The organism is Sphingopyxis granuli NBRC 100800, assembly GCF_001591045.1.
Lineage (GTDB): Bacteria > Pseudomonadota > Alphaproteobacteria > Sphingomonadales > Sphingomonadaceae > Sphingopyxis > Sphingopyxis granuli.
Genome location: NZ_BCUA01000082.1, coordinates 1 through 17,507 on the forward strand (window position 1 = coordinate 1; position 17,507 = coordinate 17,507).

At 64.2% G+C, this 17,507-nt stretch carries 18 protein-coding genes and 1 pseudogene; 15 read left to right on the top strand and 4 right to left on the bottom strand.

The annotated features are described in order from the left end of the window. The 7 genes from SGR02S_RS15730 to SGR02S_RS15760 all read left to right on the top strand — a co-directional run. Positions 1-353 (top strand): transposase (locus SGR02S_RS15730; RefSeq protein ID WP_174521669.1); only part of this gene is annotated, 353 nt, incomplete at its 5' end. A gap of 449 nt (positions 354-802) precedes the next feature. Then, a complete protein-coding gene (locus SGR02S_RS15735; RefSeq protein ID WP_067111971.1) occupies positions 803-1,885 on the top strand; it encodes a helix-turn-helix transcriptional regulator in 1,083 nt (360 codons plus the stop codon). A 388-nt stretch (positions 1,886-2,273) separates the two neighbouring features. Continuing rightward, positions 2,274-3,305, top strand: a complete 1,032-nt coding sequence (locus tag SGR02S_RS15740) for a tetratricopeptide repeat protein (RefSeq protein ID WP_169799700.1) — start codon at positions 2,274-2,276, stop codon at positions 3,303-3,305. Positions 3,306-3,324: 19 nt separating this feature from the next. Further along, positions 3,325-4,530 carry a hypothetical protein gene (locus SGR02S_RS15745; protein WP_067111977.1) on the top strand — a complete coding sequence of 402 codons (1,206 nt, stop codon included), beginning with the start codon at positions 3,325-3,327 and terminating at the stop codon, positions 4,528-4,530. Positions 4,531-4,552: 22 nt separating this feature from the next. Then, positions 4,553-5,485, top strand: coding sequence for a tetratricopeptide repeat protein (locus SGR02S_RS15750; protein ID WP_067111980.1), 933 nt, complete (start codon positions 4,553-4,555; stop codon positions 5,483-5,485). Positions 5,486-5,487: 2 nt separating this feature from the next. After that, a complete protein-coding gene (locus SGR02S_RS15755; RefSeq protein WP_067111983.1) occupies positions 5,488-6,864 on the top strand; it encodes a tetratricopeptide repeat protein in 1,377 nt (458 codons plus the stop codon). A gap of 330 nt (positions 6,865-7,194) precedes the next feature. After that, on the top strand, positions 7,195-8,019 hold the full coding sequence (locus tag SGR02S_RS15760; protein WP_156483102.1) for a hypothetical protein: 825 nt from the start codon (positions 7,195-7,197) through the stop codon (positions 8,017-8,019). Between the two features lie 215 nt (positions 8,020-8,234). On the opposite strand, the gene SGR02S_RS15765 is transcribed toward SGR02S_RS15760, so the two are convergent. From SGR02S_RS15765 to SGR02S_RS19740, 4 genes and pseudogenes are all read right to left on the bottom strand, one after another. Then, positions 8,235-9,080: an Abi family protein gene (locus SGR02S_RS15765; protein WP_255211501.1), complete on the bottom strand. Its 846-nt coding sequence runs from the start codon at positions 9,078-9,080 to the stop codon at positions 8,235-8,237. A gap of 297 nt (positions 9,081-9,377) precedes the next feature. After that, a complete protein-coding gene (locus tag SGR02S_RS15770; protein WP_067111991.1) occupies positions 9,378-10,304 on the bottom strand; it encodes a nucleotidyltransferase and HEPN domain-containing protein in 927 nt (308 codons plus the stop codon). Between the two features lie 65 nt (positions 10,305-10,369). Beyond that, the gene (locus SGR02S_RS20620) at positions 10,370-10,495 is read right to left on the bottom strand and encodes a hypothetical protein (RefSeq protein ID WP_255211504.1); all 126 of its coding nucleotides are present in this window, start codon (positions 10,493-10,495) and stop codon (positions 10,370-10,372) included. A gap of 28 nt (positions 10,496-10,523) precedes the next feature. Next, positions 10,524-10,763 (bottom strand): annotated as a pseudogene (locus SGR02S_RS19740) (ParB/RepB/Spo0J family partition protein); the annotation flags it as partial. Here SGR02S_RS19740 and SGR02S_RS15775 point away from each other — a divergent pair. The 8 genes from SGR02S_RS15775 to SGR02S_RS15810 all read left to right on the top strand — a co-directional run. Further along, the gene (locus SGR02S_RS15775; protein ID WP_255211502.1) at positions 10,762-11,976 is read left to right on the top strand and encodes a TonB-dependent receptor; all 1,215 of its coding nucleotides are present in this window, start codon (positions 10,762-10,764) and stop codon (positions 11,974-11,976) included. The pseudogene SGR02S_RS19740 and the gene SGR02S_RS15775 overlap by 2 nt on opposite strands. A 372-nt stretch (positions 11,977-12,348) precedes the next feature. Beyond that, positions 12,349-12,681, top strand: coding sequence for an energy transducer TonB family protein (locus tag SGR02S_RS20420; protein WP_255211503.1), 333 nt, complete (start codon positions 12,349-12,351; stop codon positions 12,679-12,681). 78 nt (positions 12,682-12,759) lie between these two features. Further along, positions 12,760-13,461, top strand: a complete 702-nt coding sequence (locus tag SGR02S_RS15785) for a VIT1/CCC1 transporter family protein (RefSeq protein WP_067111996.1) — start codon at positions 12,760-12,762, stop codon at positions 13,459-13,461. Positions 13,462-13,531: 70 nt separating this feature from the next. Beyond that, entirely contained in the window at positions 13,532-14,266 is a 735-nt protein-coding gene (locus SGR02S_RS15790; protein ID WP_156483104.1) for a cytochrome b/b6 domain-containing protein, read from the top strand. A gap of 85 nt (positions 14,267-14,351) precedes the next feature. Further along, a complete protein-coding gene (locus SGR02S_RS15795) occupies positions 14,352-15,029 on the top strand; it encodes a response regulator (RefSeq protein WP_067112000.1) in 678 nt (225 codons plus the stop codon). Beyond that, positions 15,026-16,042, top strand: coding sequence for a sensor histidine kinase (locus tag SGR02S_RS15800; RefSeq protein WP_067112003.1), 1,017 nt, complete (start codon positions 15,026-15,028; stop codon positions 16,040-16,042). Before SGR02S_RS15795 ends, SGR02S_RS15800 begins: the two co-directional genes overlap by 4 nt. A 58-nt stretch (positions 16,043-16,100) precedes the next feature. Then, the gene (locus SGR02S_RS15805; protein ID WP_067112005.1) at positions 16,101-17,213 is read left to right on the top strand and encodes an efflux RND transporter periplasmic adaptor subunit; all 1,113 of its coding nucleotides are present in this window, start codon (positions 16,101-16,103) and stop codon (positions 17,211-17,213) included. A 9-nt stretch (positions 17,214-17,222) separates the two neighbouring features. Then, on the top strand, positions 17,223-17,507 hold a 285-nt coding region (locus SGR02S_RS15810), incomplete at its 3' end, for an efflux RND transporter permease subunit (protein WP_156483105.1).

Consider the following 17,507-nt stretch of genomic DNA (forward strand, 5'->3'; position numbering starts at 1 on the left):
ACTTCCGTTACAAGGATTATCGCAAGTCCGGTGCGGGACGGCAGCAGGTCATGACGCTCGCCGCCGACGAGTTCATCCGCCGCTTTCTCCTCCACGCCCTGCCGCGCGGGTTCCACCGCATCCGCCACTATGGCCTGCTCGCCAGCGCCAGGCGCAAGGATCATCTCGAACGCGCCCGCCGCCTCCTCGATGTCGCGCCTTCCCCGACCGAGGAACCGACCGACGAGCCCCAGCCCCAGCCAACCTGCCCGTGCTGCGGCGGCACGATGATCATCATCGAGGTCTTCGAGCGCCGATATCAGCCCCGCGCGCCGCCGCCCACAGCGCTCCCATCCGGGAGACACGCACCGTGACCCGGCACGGCCCATCGCCTTCTTTATTCAGGGCACACCCGCGCCTGGAAGCAGACCCGCTCGCGCAGGTGCTGCCCATAAGCGGACATCGCACGCCCAAAATCCGCCCGTCCGCTTTTCAGCGTCCGCTTTCGCGGCCCATATCCAGACGGTCCCTTCTCAGATGCGCCTGCTTTTCGGCAACCGTCAGCCGCACCGGGCCGCGCGCAAAACCGCTTTCCCCATAGCTCAGCCCAGGAACCCCGCGGTTCGGGCATCGAAGACTTTCTGACGCCTCGCGGCGTCTGAAACTCTCAACGGTAGCGGATCGTCCGCTTGTCGCACAATGCTCCAGAAAAAGGCCGTTCGCGCTGCTTTCGCCGGGCGATCAATCAAGGTCCGTAAACGATCCGTAGTCTTGCCATTTGGTCGAAGGTAGCGAAAATGAATCGTTAGCGTGAGGGGGATCAATGCAGGACGGACTCGTCGATCGGATTTACGAATGCTCGGTGGTGCCCGAGGCTTGGCCAGGGGTTCTCGACGAGGTGGCGGCGCTCGCGGGATCGGCAGGTGGCCTTCTCTTTTCGGCGCGCAAGGCGCTGAATTGGACCGCCTCCGACCGTGTTGCCGACATCTTTGCCGCTTATGTCGAGGAAGGATGGTTCGGTAAATGCAGCCGGCGCGTCTGCCTGATGGGCCGCGAGGAGCCGTCCTTTTTCGTCGAGCATGATTTCTGGAGCGACGAGGAAATCGATGCAGATCCGGTCTATCGCGATTTCTTTCGACCGCGCGGGCTGGGATGGTCGGCGGGGACCGGGGTTCAGGTGTCGACCGGCGACAATATCGTTTTCAGCGTCGAGCGCGCCTTTTCGGACGGCCCGGTGGCGGCGGACAGCGTGGCACGACTCAACATGCTGCGCCCGCATCTGGCGCGCAGCGCGCTCGTCAGCGCGCGGATGCAGCACAAGCGCGCGCAGGGCGCCGCCGAGGCGCTGGCCGCGCTGCAACTGCCGGCCTTTCTGCTGCGCGCCGGGGGCGAAATGGTCGAGGTCAGCCCGCTCGGCACCGATGTGTCCTCGCTTGTCATTTGGGGCGCCCACGGCCGCCTGCGTTTGGCGGATCGGCAGGCCGATGCCCTGCTCGACGACGCGCTCGCATCCCTGACCGCGGCGCCCGAAGCCAGCGCACGCTCGTTTCCGGTGCGCGACGCGGCGGGAGACCCGCAACAGGTTGCGCATCTGATCCCGATCCGGCGCGGCGCACACGATGTTTTCGGCGATTCCTATGCCTTGCTGCTGCTGGTGCCGGTCGTGTCGGATCGTGTGCCGTCGGCAACGCTGATGAAATCGCTTTTCGACCTGACCCCTTCGGAAGCGCGCGTGGCCAGCGGCATCGCGCGCGGCGACACGCCCGAAGCAATCGCCGCGTCGGGCAGCGTCGCCATCAGTACAGTGCGCAGCCAGATCCGCAGCGTGCTCGAAAAGACGGGTGCATCGCGGCAATCCGACCTGGCCGGGCTGCTCGCCCGGATCGGCGCAACCACCCCGAACTGATCGAAAAATCGCTCCCTTTCCTCCATCTGGAGGATGAAGCGCACGCGGGTTTCGGCTCTAACGGCAATCGCTGACGGCGATCTGCGACCCACGGTCGTCAGCCGGCGGTGTTTCGGTCCCTTCGGGGCAGGGGCACCGCCGCCAGACATCAAGGCGATCGCCACCCAGCGGCTGCACTGTCGGGTTTCGCCAAGCGTTCGGAAGCCGAGCGCAGCTATCGATGGCTTTGAAACGGTGGGAAATTTCAGGGGGAAGCCCAATCATTTTTGATCGGCACAAGCGGACAGCCACGGGCGCGGGGTTTCATTGGCGGAAGGCATTATCGGATCGACGCGATATCAGCGTATGGCTGGTCGCGGCGGTTACGCTGCTCATATCAGGCGTCATGATGGCCCCGGCGGCAGCCGAAGAGGTGGCCGATCCGTTCGCGTTGCACCAATTCTCCTTGGCGGCGGAACGGCGGGGCGACATGACGCTGGCCATCGACGGTTTCGCGCGTGCTTGCGAAATGGGGCTGGCGCCGTCGTGCACCATGGCGGGGCTCGCCAAGCTGGACCGCGCGGAAGGTGCCGAGGCGCTGATGGACACGGCGCGCGATCTGGCGGCGGGGTGCCTCGCGGGAAGCGATTTTGCCTGCGCAAAAATGGGAGCGGCATTGGCGAAGACCTCCGCCCGCGCGACGGGCAAGGAAGGCTTTGTCGCGATCGCGCTGTCGCAGATGGGCGAAGATTGCCGCGCCGCGCCGGACCGTGGCGCGTGCCACGACGGTGCAGCCTTGTTGCGCGCCGAGGAGCGCGGTGGCGCGGACATGGACGCCGTCCATCGCTATGCTGCCAAGGTCTGCGCGCGTGAAGCCCGACCTGGCTGCCTGCCGACGACGGCGCCCACGGACGATGGTATCCAGCCCGCCGATCAAGCGTCCGCCCATTGCCGTTCCGCCCGCGCCGACGGCTGCGCCGCACTGCTCGACGTCCTGCTGAGCGGCGGCGACCCAAAGCAGGCGACCGGCGCGCTGGCAACGCTCGAACAGGCGTGCGCCGATCGCGTCGGCATCGCTTGCGCCAATTTGGGGCTGTTTTACTCGAACGGCCCGATTGCCGCGCGCGACGATAGCGCGGCGCGCCGCTTCCTGCGCGCGGGCTGCGACGGCGCGGTAGCGCAGGCCTGTTTCGCCTTCGCCGTGATGCACAAAAAAGGTGTCGGCGGCCCCGTCAATCAGAAGCGCGCGGTCGAACTGGTCGCTCATGCCTGTGATCTTGGCTGGGCCAAGGCTTGCGAAACGCTGGCGACCATCGTCGAAGGCGGCGAGGCGCCGATGCGCCCCGACCAAAGCCCCGGCGCGCTGCGCCAGCGTGCCTGCCGACTGGGCAGCGCCGGCGCCTGCAGCGCGGGCGCTTCTACCCCCACTTCACCGGTTTGAAAGGCGGACAGCCAGTTCCATGAAAATTCGCAAACTCCTGTCGCGCATTCCGGTCGTTCTCGCTGCTGCCGCCACGCTGGTGGCATCCACGGGCGCACAGGCGCAGAACAATGAGGAAAAACTGCGCTCGATGGCGCAATATTATGGCTTCGCCACCTATGCACTGGGAGCCAACGAACGCTGCGACCTGCTCGATGCCGGTGAGTATCGCGCCCTGATCGTGCTGCGCGACGCCTTGTCCGGCGACCTGTCGCGCGCAACCAAGAAAGAGGTGTTCACCTCGCTCAACCACGCACCGAAAGCAGAGAAGGAATGGGCAAAGGGATGCCTGTCGCAGCAGGCGCACGGCCAGCAATGGAACCTCATCAACACCGCCCGGTTGATCGTTCATGCCATAGAGGCGGCGCCGGCGGCAATGAGCGGCGATCCGGGCGAATGCCGTGTCGGGCTGGCCGATAAGCTTCCCCGCGCCGATTGGACCATCGTCGCCGAAATGGCGGCGCGCCATCACCTCGTCACGGACCGCGCGTCGTTCGAGTCGATGCAAAAGATGTTTGCGGGGCTCGTCGATGCGGATTGCGCGCGCGACGCAAAGGAATCGCGCTTCCTGCAGGCTGGCTTCGACTTTCTGTGGCATGTGGAGGATCATGCGCGGGTGACGGGCGGCAATGCCACGGTGAAAAGCCCCGGTTCGTCGCTCGCCGCCAAGTATCGGTCCATTGTCGTCGCGAAGGAAATGGGGCCGTGGCGTCTGCGGCGGGGCATCTTCACGGGGTCATTCGGGCGCGACGGGATCAACGTCTATCGGTTGGTCGAACGCGGCGATGCCGATACGGCCTTCATCAGCCTGACCAATCCGGGGCTGTTCCGCGATCCGCAGGGCGACCTTCGGTTCAGCCAGAAGGGGCGCTGGACCATCAAGCTGAAAGGCAATGCCCCTGCCGTCCAGTTGCGGCTGGACGATGGCGCCGTCATCCCCTTTTCGAAACTGGCGGGTGACGGGTCGCAAGGCATGGGTTCGTCGCGTTTCCAATTCGAAAAGACGTCGCTCGCCACGCTGAACGGCAAGCCGGATACGGCGGCTGTCCAGATTGCCTGGCAGAATGACGAAGGAAAATGGCTGCTTTTCCAAGGTGGCGGAGTGTCCCCAAAGGCAGTGAAGTTCACGCTGGGTCACCTCCGCGAGGCGATCGCCTGGGCCACGGTCCCGCGCCCGATCGATTGAAGATGACAAGGGACATCGAACGATGACGATCCGATCATGCATTTTGCTCGCGCTGGCCTGCGCGATGGCGCCCTTGCCCTTGCTTGCGGCAGACACACCCCCGCCCGCCGAGGTCGTTGATCTGGTTGAGGCCTGCGAGGTCGACCGTGATGCCGCGTCGTGCCTGAAGCAGGCGATCAGGCTGTATGAGGGCAAGAAACTGATCAAGGATGACCTGACCGCCCGCCGTTTCGCGGCCAAAGCCTGCGCGGAGCGAAGCGACGAAGGCTGCAACTTCCTGGCCGCGATGCTGGAAAAGGGCATCGGGGGACCGGCCGACAGGGAATCGGCGGTACGCAATTACCGGCGCGCCTGCGATGGCGGATATGCCAATGCCTGCTATAATCTGGGCCTGCTCTTCTATTACGAGGCGGCGGACATGGGGGAGGTCGCCGAAGCGCGCACCCTGTTCGCGAAGGGGTGCGACGGCAACATCGCCGTTTCCTGCAACAACCACGCGGTGATGCTGAAATTTGGCGAAGGCGGCCCCCGTGACCTGCCCTCGGCGCGCGGAATCTTTGACGCCGCCTGCACCGCCGGCAGCGTCGATGGCTGCACCAACTTTGGCTATATGCTGATGGTGGGCGAAGCGGGACCAAGCGACCTTCGGCGCGCGGCCACGCTGCTCGACGCCGCCTGCACCGTCGGCGCCGGAAATGCGTGCGACAATATGGGCGTCATGCTGATGAACGGCATGAACGGCCCGGCGGATTTCGCGCAAGCGGGGACATTGCTGCGCAAAGCCTGCGCGCTCGACAGCCACAGCGGCTGTTTCAATCTGGGCGAACTGCTGACCAAGGGGCCGGACCATATCCGCGATCCCGATGCGGCCGCGACCGCGCATCGCAAGGCTTGCCAGCTTGGCCACAAGCAAGCCTGTACCCTCACCAACACTCCAGCCCAATCCGGAGCATGAGCATGTCCTTTCCTTCCACCTCCCCGGCCCTCGGCCTGCTTCTGGCGCTGACGACGCTCGCTGGACCGGCCCATGCCCAAAGCGGCGGTCTCGACGATCTGGCGGGCGGCCTCGCCGCGGAATCCAAGGAAGCGCTCGCCGCATCCGAGGCGCGGGTGAAAGCCTGGTTCGCCAATCCCGAAGTCCAGGCACTCAAAGCGCGCGCCGACGGTGGCAGTGCCTCGGCGCAGGTTGCGTTCGGCGACAAGATGCGCGCCGATCTGCTCGGCGAATCCTGGTCGCGCGAAAAGATCCAGCAGCAGATGCTGAAATATTACTCGCTCGCGATGGAACAGAATGAAGGCCTCGCCTTCGCGCGCGTGGGGGAAATCGCGGAATCGCCCGATGACAGCTGGAAGATGTTCCGCGCGCGCGATCGCGGCGAGGCGCTATCCTATTATGAAAAGGGCGCCGCACTCCGCAATCGCGAAGCCGTGGTCGGCTATCTGCGGATCGCGCTCGACCCGAATTATTGCAGTTTCTGCGAGGACAAGGGCGAACTGAAATTTGATTTCCCGAAACTTAAGGCCGCCGGACTGTTCGACAAGGGTCCGGGCGAAGTTTCGATCGCCTATCGGACGGAAAAGACCGGAGTTTTGGCCAAGGCCATCGAATATGCCACACCCGTCCGGCTGCGACCGGGCGATGCCGCAGCCCATATGCTGGCCGCGAACTATCTGACCGGGGTGCAATATCCGTGGAAAGCCGGGATCGGCATAACCAAGGAACAAGAACCCCAGTGGCGATCGCTTGCGGGCGACTATCTGCTCCCCCGTAACACCGCAAAGGCGATCGCGATCTTGACCGAATTGTCGGGACGCGGCGACAATCTGGCCAGCCGCAAGCTCGCCTCGCTCTATTTCACCGGCAGGAATGACGGCGGCGGCGCAGTGCTACGCGATTATGACAAATATATCTTCTACATGGACCGCGCGGTGACCAACGGCAGCGTGCTCGCCGCCAACGATCTGGGCTTTGAACTGTTGTCCGGCCGCAAGCTCCCCGCCGATCACGCGCGCGGTTTCGAATATATCGCGAAGGCCGCGCTCAAGGGATACGGCCCCGCCGAACTGTCGGCGGGCTATGCGCTGCGCGACGGCCGCGGCGTGACGAAGAATGAGGCGCTGGCGCTGGAAATGTTCAAGCGCGCCGCCGACCATGGCGAACTCGACGGGGCGGTGCAGGCCGCGGCAATGTACCGCGCCGGCCGCGGGACCACGAACGGGCGTGTCGAAGTGCCCAGCGCCTATGCTTATGAAAAGAAAGCCGAGGCGATGCGAAAGCTAACGCCGGAAATGGCGGATCTGATCAAGCGCGGGCATCGCGACAAGTTCGAATGATCGACAAGGCCTGCAACGCTCAGGCTCACGACGGCCCCGGTAAAGATGGAGAACGAAATGCGATTGACCAGCCCATTTTCCTTTCTGGCTCTTCTGGCTTGCCTGCCCCAGCCGACCCAAGCTCAGGACATCGGCCAGGCGCAGACCCTTTTCGAGCGCAGCGATTATGTCGGATCGCTTCGGATCGCCGAGCCGTTGTGCCGCGGCGGCGACAAAGACAGTTGCATGCTGGTGACAAAGCTGTTGGTGGAGAAAGCCAAGCCGACGTTCAACTTGCCCCGATTTGTCGAAATTTCGACCGCAGCATGCCAAACGCCGACCGGAGCCCCCATGTGCGGCGATGTCGCGCTCGTCGCGAGCGGCCTGGCGGAAGGCTTGCCGCCTTATACCGATTGGGCAGCGGTGGCGATCCCCGGCAAACGCGGTTGCGCCTTGGGCGACGCGCGGTCGTGCCACGCGATGTCGCAACTGCTGACGCACAAGGCCTCGCCCGCGCGCAACCTCGTCGCGTCCATCCCGTTCGGCCACAAGGCGTGCGAGGGCGATATGCTGGCCGGATGCTTCAACCTGATGATCGCCGTGCAGGAACTGCCCGACCCGGCGCTCGGCCAATATGCCGACGACTATCTGCTTGCCTTCGACCGGGCCTGCCGGCTGGGGACGACCAAGGCGTGCAGTGAAGTCCCGCGCGCGCGGAAGATGAAGGAGCGGGCCGTGCGCTATGGCGCGGCGAGCGCCGTTCACATGCTCTATGTCGACAATGGCATCGACCAGGGGAATTGGGGCGGAGCGGTGATCCACGCACTCGAAGAATCGCGGGCGCCCGCCGTCATCGAATATGCGGTCGGCCGGGTCGCGGCGGCAGGCAAGATGACCTACGTGCGCCAACAGGATCTGCCGGCCATCGCGCGAATGCTCGGCAACAGTTCCGCGGCGCAGTCGGCGCGCAATGAAATGACGCGGCGGTCCGGGCTGGCGGCCACTCCTTCACCGGCGCGCCCGGCAGCCGATAATAGTAGTAGTTCCTATACCAATCCGGGAGCGACCGGCGCCCGTTCAGGCTACAGCCGCTGCACGGCGAGCAACGGCAAACAGGGCAAGCGATACTGGTATTATGGCTTCGACAACAAGGTGACCTATGGCGCCTGCATCTGAGAAGAGGTCAACGCAGCAATGAGCATGCGGAGATCCCGATCTGCCCTTCGTCGAATGGTCGCTTAGACGGTTGGGGAGATCGTCGCCGGAACGACCTGCATCGGGCGCAGAGTAGCTGTAGTCTGAGTGTCAGTCGAATGACCGCTTCCGGGCATTGGCACATCGCGGCAGGAATGGCCGACAACAGGCGCAAAGCCGACCAGTCGTCTTGCCCATCAAACTTGCCAAAGTGGCCGCTGCAGCCAGTTCGCGGGAAAACCCATCGATCGTATATCGCCCTCGGGATGGGTCGCGATGTGCGCCGCCACATCGGCAAGCCAGGTCGAGTCCGGCGCCACGGTATTGATGACGTGGCCGATCATGCAGATGCCGTTGTAAAGCTTCGCCGGTGCCTGAGTGGCATTCTGGTCGATGGTCGCCTGTAGGGATTTGGGCTTTTGCGCGAGCTTCGGAGGCGTAAGGAAGCCCCGGTTCCACAGCCGGCCGTGATGCGCGCAGATATTACGGATGTCGGTCACATGGCGGACCAAGGGCACGAGAACGGTCTCCGGAAGACCAAGGGGCGCGGCGATGCGCGTTCGAAGAGCGCGGTCTGCGAGGCTCGAATACCAGCGCGAAAGGTGACCGAAGGACATCATTTCTGCGACCATCCAGACCGGCGGCAATGCTGGCAGATCGTAGTTTTGCCGATAATGCTTGATATAGGTCTCGTTCGAACGCCCCACTTCGCCAGCCAGTTTCGAGAGGCGAAGGTGATAGTCGGTGCGGTCGCTATAAAGACTGGCGTCGAGATAGCTGTGTCCATCGCCAAGCCCAGCCAGATGATAAGCCCAGCTTCCGCGCAATGCCACTTCGACATGCTCGGTGCCGCGCATCAAGAGGCGCCGGAGTAGCCGATCGAAATCATAGAGGGCGGTGACGCGTTCGAATGTCGTGCCCGGAAGGAAGCGCGGCCCCACCTGTCCCTTCGGATGTTCGAAATAGAGCCAGTAGGCGCTCAGCCGGTAGTAGCTCACATGGCGGAGCCACGCCTCGGCCGCCGGCTCGTCGGCAACGATCATGCCATTTGCCCGGAGGTGAGCGATTTGCTGCGTGTAGGTGAGAGTCGGTTTGGAATAGGCGCGTGACATTGACCGTCGTCATGCGTCAATGGCGCCCAAAATAAAAGACCCGCCCAGTGTGCATATCCTTGCGGACAGAGGCCGGGCGGGTGCGATTGATGCCCACATAGGATAGACAAGCGAACAAATCAATAACAAGCGTTGCAGCGCAACACGAAATAGGACCCTTCCACCCCGGCGTCACGCGAACGAAGGAAGGAGCGTCCCCAAGGCCCTGCCAAGGGTAGCCACTCCACATCAGGCCGTCGGAATACGGGCCTCCAGTTCGGCGATGCGCTCGGAACAGATCGCATGCACCGCGCGGCCGAGCTCCTCGACATGCGCAGCGAGCCACAGCAGGTCCGCCTCGCTGATGCGATAATGTTTCGAGTAGCGGGCCTTCACATAAGCCTCCTTCAGCTTCTCGAAGCGCGCACGGTCAGCCTTTAACGTGCGGGGCCACGCATCCACGAGCCGCATGTCGATCCGCTCTGCTTGCGTCCGCAAAAAGCCGAGATTGTGAACGTGCGGTGTGTAGAAGGTGCAGACCAGCAAGACACAATGATACAGGCGCTCGACGGCTTGATGGGTGTCAAAGGCAGCATCCTTGAAGTGGCCTTGTTCGCGATAATATTTCGCTCCGCCGAAGCGCTTCATCGCTGCCGGAAACCACTCCTCAAAATATTCCTTCGCCATCGCCAACGCCTGCTCAGGCGTCTTCGGCTTCGGCGTGTGCAATTCCTTATCGTCAAATTCGTAGAGCGCGATCCCGTCGCGCGCGACGTCCATGAAGAAATAGCGCCCGTGCGCCAGCCCGTCGTTCACCTCCTGCAGGGTGTGAACGATGAAATTCACCGGTGTGTGCAGTGTCTTGTCGATCGCAAGTTCGCGGGTCAGGCGGTCCTCGAGTTTCGACCAGAAGTCGATCTTGTCGGTCAGGCGCTTGTCGTTGACGATGATCAGCAAATCGAAGTCCGAGCGATAGCCCTTCGCCGTGTGCGGCTCGTCGACCCAGCCGCCGCGGGCATAGCTGCCGTAGAGGATGATCTTGTCGATCCGGCCCTTTTTCTTCCAGCCCATCGTCGAAAGCGCGACGGCATCTTCGAATTCTTCGAAGATGATCGCCTTTACGCGCTCGAGCTCGCGCTGCTTGTTGGCCGGAAGATGATCGAGATCGGTACGCATCGTTCCTTCCTTCTGTGGTCACAAGCTCGCCCGATGGCAAGCATGGTCGGGTCCAGATCGAAACCTCATGGCGCTTCGCGGATGCGGAAATCCCACACGGGGATGCCGAACGCCCGCGCCTTGCCGACGATATTGTCCTGGATGCCGGTGCCCGAGAAGACGATGAGCCCGGCGGGCATGGCGTCGATCATGCGCTCGTTGCGCTTGAAGGGAGCCGCCTTTCTGCTTCACCAGCAGTTCGAGCGCGCGGAAGCGCCGGCCTCCGGCCGGAATTTCGAACTGCCCCGTTTCCTGCCCTTCGCCATCGAGCAGCGGCCGCACGTTGAGGCTCTGGAGCAATCCGCGGCGGGCGATGTCCGCCGCCAGCGTATCGAGCGATACGCCTGCCTTCACGCGCCGCACATTGGACTGCGACAGGCGCAAGCGGTCGAGAGGAATGTCGCGCGACGGTATGCCCATGAACACCGAGGTTCATAGCGCCGGCTATACGCTCAAGGGCGACATTATGCTGTCCAATCGCGACACGCTGCGTCTCGGGAGCGAATTCCACCACCAATGGCTCAATGACTACTGGCCGGCGGTCGCGGGCCACATGATGATGGGGCCGAATACCTATATCAATGTGAACGGTGCGAAGCGTGACCGGCTTGGCACCTTTGCCGAATGGGAGGCCAAGTGGACGCCGCAACTGACCACCTTGGTCGGCCTCCGCAACGATCAGGTCTGGATGAACACCGGCGAGGTCCAACCCTATTCCACCTCGATGATGAATATGGCTGACGCGATGGCGGCCACCGCGTTCAACGCCGCGGATCGCAAGCGGGATGACAGCAACTGGAGCGCCACGGCCCTTGTCCGCTATGCGCCGAGCGATCAGGCGACGCTCGAACTGGGCTATGCGCGCAAGAGCCGCTCACCCAACGTCTATGAACGCTACAGCTGGGGACGCGGTTCGATGTCGAGCCGGATGATCGGCTGGTTCGGTGATGGCAACGGCTATGTCGGCAATCCCGCCCTGAAGCCCGAAAGGGCCGATACGATAAGTGCCGCAGTCAGTCTGAAAGGCGCCGGCGCCAATGGCTGGACGCTCAGGATCGCGCCCTATTACACGCGCGTCCATGATTATATCGATGTCGTGAAACTGGCCGATTTCACCAATATGATGGGCACGCCGACGGGGTTCGTGCAGCTTCGGTTCGCCAACCGCGAAGCCGAGCTATATGGCGTCGATGTCTCGGGATCGCTTGCGCTATGGCAGTCGTCATCGGCTGGCACGGCGAAACTGACCGCAACGGCAAGCTGGCTGCGCGGGCGTAATCTGGACGACGGCGGGTCGCTCTATCATCAGATGCCGTTCAACGCGACGTTTGCGCTGGAGCATAGGCTCGGGGGCTGGGAGAGCGCGGTCGAACTGGCGGTCGTGGCGGACAAGAACCGGGTCGACGCCACGCGCAAAGAGCCCCGAACGGACGACTATGCGCTCGTCAATCTTCGGACCGGCTATTCTTGGGGTAAGTACCGGCTGGGCCTGGACGTTCAGAACCTGTTCGACAAGGGGTATGATCTGCCACTGGGCGGCATGTCGCTCGGCGATTACAAGGCGACCGGCGACTTGCGGCCGGTGCCTGGTCGAGGCCGCTCCTTCAACATCGGCCTTACTTCGAAATTCTGAGGCATGGCCGCTAGTCCGGCATATCGGCTGACCCAGGCGAGCGATACGAGGGCTTTCGGGTTCCTCGTGTCGCTTGTGCTACATGCGAGTGTTCTTGCGGTCTATAGCCTATGGAGTCACAGTCCGCGTCTTGTCCCCGAAAGGCGGGAGGAACTCCTCACGGTCACGGTCATGGCGCTGCCTTCGCTCGAAACCGAACAACCGCCTGTCCGCCGACCGAATGCCGCCCCCAGACCGGCAAATCAGCTGACGCCCCCCAATACAACTCCAGCGACACGCGCGGGGCAAGGGCCGCAGGCGTCGCCCGATCGGCCCGCCTCCGATCAGGCTGCCTTGACGCTACCTGTCGCACCGTCGCCTTTGCCTGCCCGCATGAACGTCGACATGCCGCTTCCCCAACCTGCTTCGCCGCAGACTGCGTCATCAACGCTCAGCGCCGCGCGTGCGGCCTATCTTCGACGGTTGTGGGAATGGATTGCCGCCCGACGCCCGGCGGGCCTCCATCTTGAAGGCGAGGCGCTGATTAATTTTTCCATCGGTCCTGATGGCGCCTTGCGCGGACTCTCGCTCGCGCAATCCAGCGGCAATACACAACTTGACCGGCTCGCCCTTCGCACGGTTCGCCTGGCGGCGCCCTTTCCGCGCCCGCCAGAAAGCCTCGATGCGGAAAAGCTCGATTTCGTCCTGCCTTTCCATTTCAATTAGCGCCGGAAACAGCATTGCGTCAGGAACTGGTCAGCAAATGCGGTCATGGTCTTGTGCCGACCCTTGGCTGGAGAACCCATGACCCGCTTGCACATCCATCCCGAACGACATGCGGTATCGCGTATCGGCTGGCTCCGCGCGGCCGTCCTTGGCGCCAATGACGGTATCGTTTCCACTGGAAGCCTGATCGTCGGTGTTGCTGCTTCGGGAACGGATCGATCAGGCATCCTCGTTGCCGGCATCGCGGCGCTTGTCGCCGGCGCCATGTCGATGGCCGCCGGCGAATATGTCTCGGTCAGTTCGCAGGCCGATACCGAGAAGGCGGACCTCGCCCGCGAAACGGCGGAACTAACCACGCAGCCCGGATTCGAACGGCAGGAACTGGCGGATATCTATATGGCGCGCGGCCTGGACCCCGATCTTGCGTTCAAGGTAGCCGACCAGCTCATGGCGGACGATGCGCTTGGGGCGCATGCCCGCGACGAACTGGGGATTTCCGACATATCCACGGCGCGGCCGTTGCAGGCGGCACTTACATCCGCCGCGACGTTCAGCGCCGGGGCGATCATGCCGCTGGCGGTGGTCACCGCCGCGCCGGGACAGCAACTGATACCGCTCGTCGTCGCCGTTTCGCTTCTGTGCCTCGTCTTGCTCGGGGCGCTTGGCGCGAAGGCGGGCGGCGCCCCGGTCATGCGGTCGATCGTCCGCGTCACGTTCTGGGGCGCTCTAGCGATGGCGTTGACGGCAGGCGTGGGCGGCCTGTTCGGAGCGGCTGTCTGACGTGATCGCTGCCCCGCGTTCGTCAGCGCGCCGTCAGCAATCGCTCTTATGGCAAAGGCCAAGGAGACAAATGATGTTCATGGCAAAAACGAGCCGCAGCGACAGTTTCAGGGTCTGGGATGCCCCGCTCAGGCTTTTCCACTGGCTGCTGGTCGCAGCCATCACGATTGCCTTTTTGTCCTCGGAAGGGGACAGCCCCATCGCGGACTGGCACATGGCCGCAGGGTGGACCGCCGCCATGCTGCTTGCCTTTCGCCTTGTCTGGGGGTTTATCGGCGGCGAACATGCGCGCTTCGCCAATTTCGTGCGGCCGTCCCGCCTCCTGTCGCACATCCGGGAACTCGCGGCGGGTCATCCACAACGGACGATTGGGCACAATCCGATGGGCGCGCTCGCCGTTCTGGCGTTGCTTATCGTAACCGGCGCGGTGCTGTGGACCGGCATCCAGGTCGACGCGGGGCAGACCGACGAGGATCTTCACGAGGCGATTGCCTATGGCCTGCTCGCACTCATCGGCGTTCATGTCGCAGCGGTGGTACTGATGTCCGTCTTCACCCGCGAAAATCTCGCGCGCGCCATGGTCACCGGCCGCAAGAGCGCCGCTCTGCACCCTGGTGCCCACGATGCCCGCCGACCGGCCGTCGTCGCGGTGCTGCTTGCCGCCATGGTGATGGGGATGACGGTGTTTGGCATCCTGCGCTACGATTCCGCAGCGTTCAGTGCGCAATCGCACGGTGAGGCGAAGCAAGGGCATGAAATCGAAGGTGGAACAGCCGTTCAAGGCGAGGATAATGACCGGGATTGAGACGGCCTCTTTCGATCCCGTCGCGGGACTGATCAGATCGCAGGACGGGAATTGAGGCGGGATCGTGCTAGGAAAGCCGACATAGATGCGCATTCTTGTCATAGAGGATAACGACCGGCTGGCGAAGCTGGTTGCGGACGGCCTTCAGCGCCGGGGCTTTTCGTGCGACATCGCCACCAGCCTGTCCGATGCGGACAGCGCACTGGGCGGCGCGGTCTATGACGCGATCGTGCTCGATCTCGGCTTGCCGGACGGCGATGGCGTCACTTGGCTGGCGAACCGCCGCCAGTATCGGCAAATGCCGCCCGCGATTATCCAGACCGCGCGTGGCGCGCTGGAGGACCGGGTCACGGGGCTTGACGCCGGCGCCGACGATTATGTCGTCAAGCCCGTCGAGATCGACGAACTGGCCGCGCGCATTCGCGCGTTGCTCCGCCGCCCCGGCCCGCGCGTGCAACCTGTGCTGGAAGCAGGCTGCCTGCGGTTCGACACGGCGGCGCGCACGGCGCACCGCGGAGACTGCGCCATAGATCTGTCCCGCAGGGAGGCCGACCTCTTGGAACTGCTGCTGCGGCGGGCGGGCACGGTCGTCCGCCGCGAGACGATCGAGGACGCGCTCTACAATTTCAACGAGCCGGTGACGCCCAATGCCGTGGAAGCGGCGGTCTCCCGCTTGCGCCGGAAGTTGGACGAGGCTGGCGCCACCGGCGCGCTCCACACCATTCGCGGAGTCGGCTATATGCTGAAGGATGTCGCGGCGTGACCTATCGGCGCTCCGTGTCGCGCAAACTTGCGCGAGGGCTTGCTCTCGTCGGCCTTGTCGGCACCATCTTGTTGCTTGCAGCGGTCGTCTTTTTCTACAGTTTGACATTCGACGATCTGACGGCGCAGGATGCGCTGATCAATGCCGTGCGCGAGATGCTGGAGCATGTCGCGCTTCCACTGGTCGTGCTGATGGTGCCCGTCGCCTTCGTCGTGCGGCGCGTGATCCGACAGGCTTTTGACTCCCTTGAGGAAGCCGCAACCGCGATCGAAGCAGCGCGTGGGCACGAACGCGGCTTTCGCATAGACACGTCCCATCTGCCAGCCGAAGCGCTGCCGTTCACGGATGCCGTCAATGATCTGCTCGGCCGCCTCGACGACGCTGCCATGCGCCAGGAAGCCTTTGCCGCCGATGTCGCCCATGAACTGCGCACGCCGCTCGCGGTGCTGTCGCTCGAATTCGACCGGCTCGATCATGACGACGCCGCGCGCCTCAAGCATGACGTTGCCGCGATGCGCCGCCTGGTCGACCAGCTCATGCTGCTCGCCCAGGTCGATGCCGCCGCCGCCGCGCAATTCCCGCTGGAATCCGTGTCCCTTGTCGAGATCGCGCGCGATGTCGTCAGCTTCCTGGCCCCGGACATCATCGCGGAAGGGAAAGCCATCACGCTCGATGCAGGCACCGCGCATCCAGTGGCGCGGGGCCGGCGCGAAGCGATCGCCGCCGCCTTGCGGAATCTCATCGAGAATGCTGTCCGTGTGACGCCACCGGGGGGCACGGTGAATATACGGGTTGGCCCGGATCCGGTGATCGCGGTGGGCGATGGCGGCGAGGGCCTCTCACCCGATCGGCTTCGCGAGCTCGTGCGTCGGCACAGCCGGGCGGACCATGCCAGCACCAGCGGCGCCGGGCTTGGCCTGGCGATCGTCGACCGGATCATGGCGGCGCACGGCGCACGGCTGACCACAGATCCTGCCGCGCGGGAATTGTCTCTGCATTTCCCCGACACCTGAAGCGCCAAGCATTGCGACCCGTCAGGGTTTCGTCAGTTTCGCGCTCTAGGCGAAGCCTATGTCGAAGCGGAACTATGTCCTTGCCGGCCTTGCCGTCATCGCGCTGGCGCTGGGGATCTGGTGGCTTGCCGGGTCCGGCACGGTGCCTGAACCCACCCCTTCATCTTCCGAAGCCGGGCAAGCGGCGCCGGGCGTTCTGCCCGTTGATCGCAAGCAGGCCGCTCAGCTTGGTATCCGCCTGGCGCCCGCCGTCACCGCGAGCGAAGCCCCCATCGCCGTCATTCCGGCGGTGATTCAGCCGCCCGCCAATGCGCGCGTGGCCGTGGCCGCGACCTTTCCCGGCGTGGTCATGCGGACGCTGGTGGTTGAAGGCGATACCGTCCGGCAGGGCCAGCCGCTTGCGGTTATTTCCAGCCGCGACGTGCTGACGATGGGGGCTGACCTGACGCGTGCCAATGCGCGGGCGAGCGTTGCGCGGTCGAACGCGGCCCGGCTCTCGCAGCTTGCCCGCGAAGGTATCATCGCGGGCGCGCGGGCCGATGAAGCCAATGCGCTGGCGGCCGAAGCGGGCGCGGATGTTGGCGAAAAGGCGCGCATCCTTAAAATGGTCAATGGCTCGGGCACAAGGGGCACCTATACGCTGACCGCGCCGATCGCCGGGCGCATCACCACCGCCGGCATCCAGGCGGGCTCTCCGGTGGACGGAACTACCGCGCCTTATGTGATCGACGCCGCCAATCGCTATGAGGCTGTCGGCCAGTTGCCCGAGCGGCTCGTCGGTACGGTACGGCCGGGCATGAGCATATTGATCGAACCCGGCATCGCCGGGCGCGTCACCGCCGTCGGCTCGACGGTAGACCCCGCCACCCGTTCCGCCATGCTCAAGGCCGAGATTCCCGCCGGGCCGGGCATCATCGCTGGGCGCGCGACGAGCCTGTCGCTGTCCGGGCCGGCTCCGGCCGGCGCCGTCAGCGTGCCCAGCGAGGCGATCGCCATGATCGGGGACAAGGCTATCGTCTTCGTTTCCACTGGTGACGGATACGCGGTCCGCGACGTGAAGATGGGCGGTTCCGCTGGGGGACAGACCGTGCTGCTTTCGGGCGTCAGGCCGGGCGAGCAGGTGGTCATTTCCGGCACGAGCGCGCTCAAGGCGCTCGCTTTGTCGCGATAGGTCCGGGCCATGTTGCGTTCGCTGGTCGCCGCCTCGCTCTCCTGGCGTCTGCTCGTCATCGCGCTGGCGCTGGCCGTTGCCGGGCTGGGCACCTGGGCCTTCATGACGCTGCCCGTCGATGCTTATCCGAACATCGCCCAGACGCAGGTGAAGGTCATACTGAAGGCTCCGGGCATGACACCCGAGGAGGTGGAAAGCCGCGTCATCACACCGATCGAGATGGAAATGCTCGGCATTCCCGATCAGGCAATCCTGCGCTCCACCGCCAAATACGCCATCGCCGACATCACCATC

Coding starts and splice junctions, on each gene's coding strand:
- SGR02S_RS15790 (WP_156483104.1), top strand. CDS start 13,532: ATGATGTTCATGGCAAAAACGAGCCGCAGCGACAGTTTCAGGGTCTGG.
- SGR02S_RS15740 (WP_169799700.1), top strand. CDS start 2,274: ATGGCCCCGGCGGCAGCCGAAGAGGTGGCCGATCCGTTCGCGTTGCAC.
- SGR02S_RS15785 (WP_067111996.1), top strand. CDS start 12,760: ATGACCCGCTTGCACATCCATCCCGAACGACATGCGGTATCGCGTATC.
- SGR02S_RS15745 (WP_067111977.1), top strand. CDS start 3,325: ATGAAAATTCGCAAACTCCTGTCGCGCATTCCGGTCGTTCTCGCTGCT.
- SGR02S_RS15735 (WP_067111971.1), top strand. CDS start 803: ATGCAGGACGGACTCGTCGATCGGATTTACGAATGCTCGGTGGTGCCC.
- SGR02S_RS15775 (WP_255211502.1), top strand. CDS start 10,762: ATGAACACCGAGGTTCATAGCGCCGGCTATACGCTCAAGGGCGACATT.
- SGR02S_RS15755 (WP_067111983.1), top strand. CDS start 5,488: ATGTCCTTTCCTTCCACCTCCCCGGCCCTCGGCCTGCTTCTGGCGCTG.
- SGR02S_RS20620 (WP_255211504.1), bottom strand. CDS start 10,495: ATGATCGACGCCATGCCCGCCGGGCTCATCGTCTTCTCGGGCACCGGC.
- SGR02S_RS15760 (WP_156483102.1), top strand. CDS start 7,195: ATGTGCGGCGATGTCGCGCTCGTCGCGAGCGGCCTGGCGGAAGGCTTG.
- SGR02S_RS15805 (WP_067112005.1), top strand. CDS start 16,101: ATGTCGAAGCGGAACTATGTCCTTGCCGGCCTTGCCGTCATCGCGCTG.
- SGR02S_RS15765 (WP_255211501.1), bottom strand. CDS start 9,080: ATGATCGTTGCCGACGAGCCGGCGGCCGAGGCGTGGCTCCGCCATGTG.
- SGR02S_RS15750 (WP_067111980.1), top strand. CDS start 4,553: ATGACGATCCGATCATGCATTTTGCTCGCGCTGGCCTGCGCGATGGCG.
- SGR02S_RS15795 (WP_067112000.1), top strand. CDS start 14,352: ATGCGCATTCTTGTCATAGAGGATAACGACCGGCTGGCGAAGCTGGTT.
- SGR02S_RS15770 (WP_067111991.1), bottom strand. CDS start 10,304: ATGCGTACCGATCTCGATCATCTTCCGGCCAACAAGCAGCGCGAGCTC.
- SGR02S_RS20420 (WP_255211503.1), top strand. CDS start 12,349: ATGAACGTCGACATGCCGCTTCCCCAACCTGCTTCGCCGCAGACTGCG.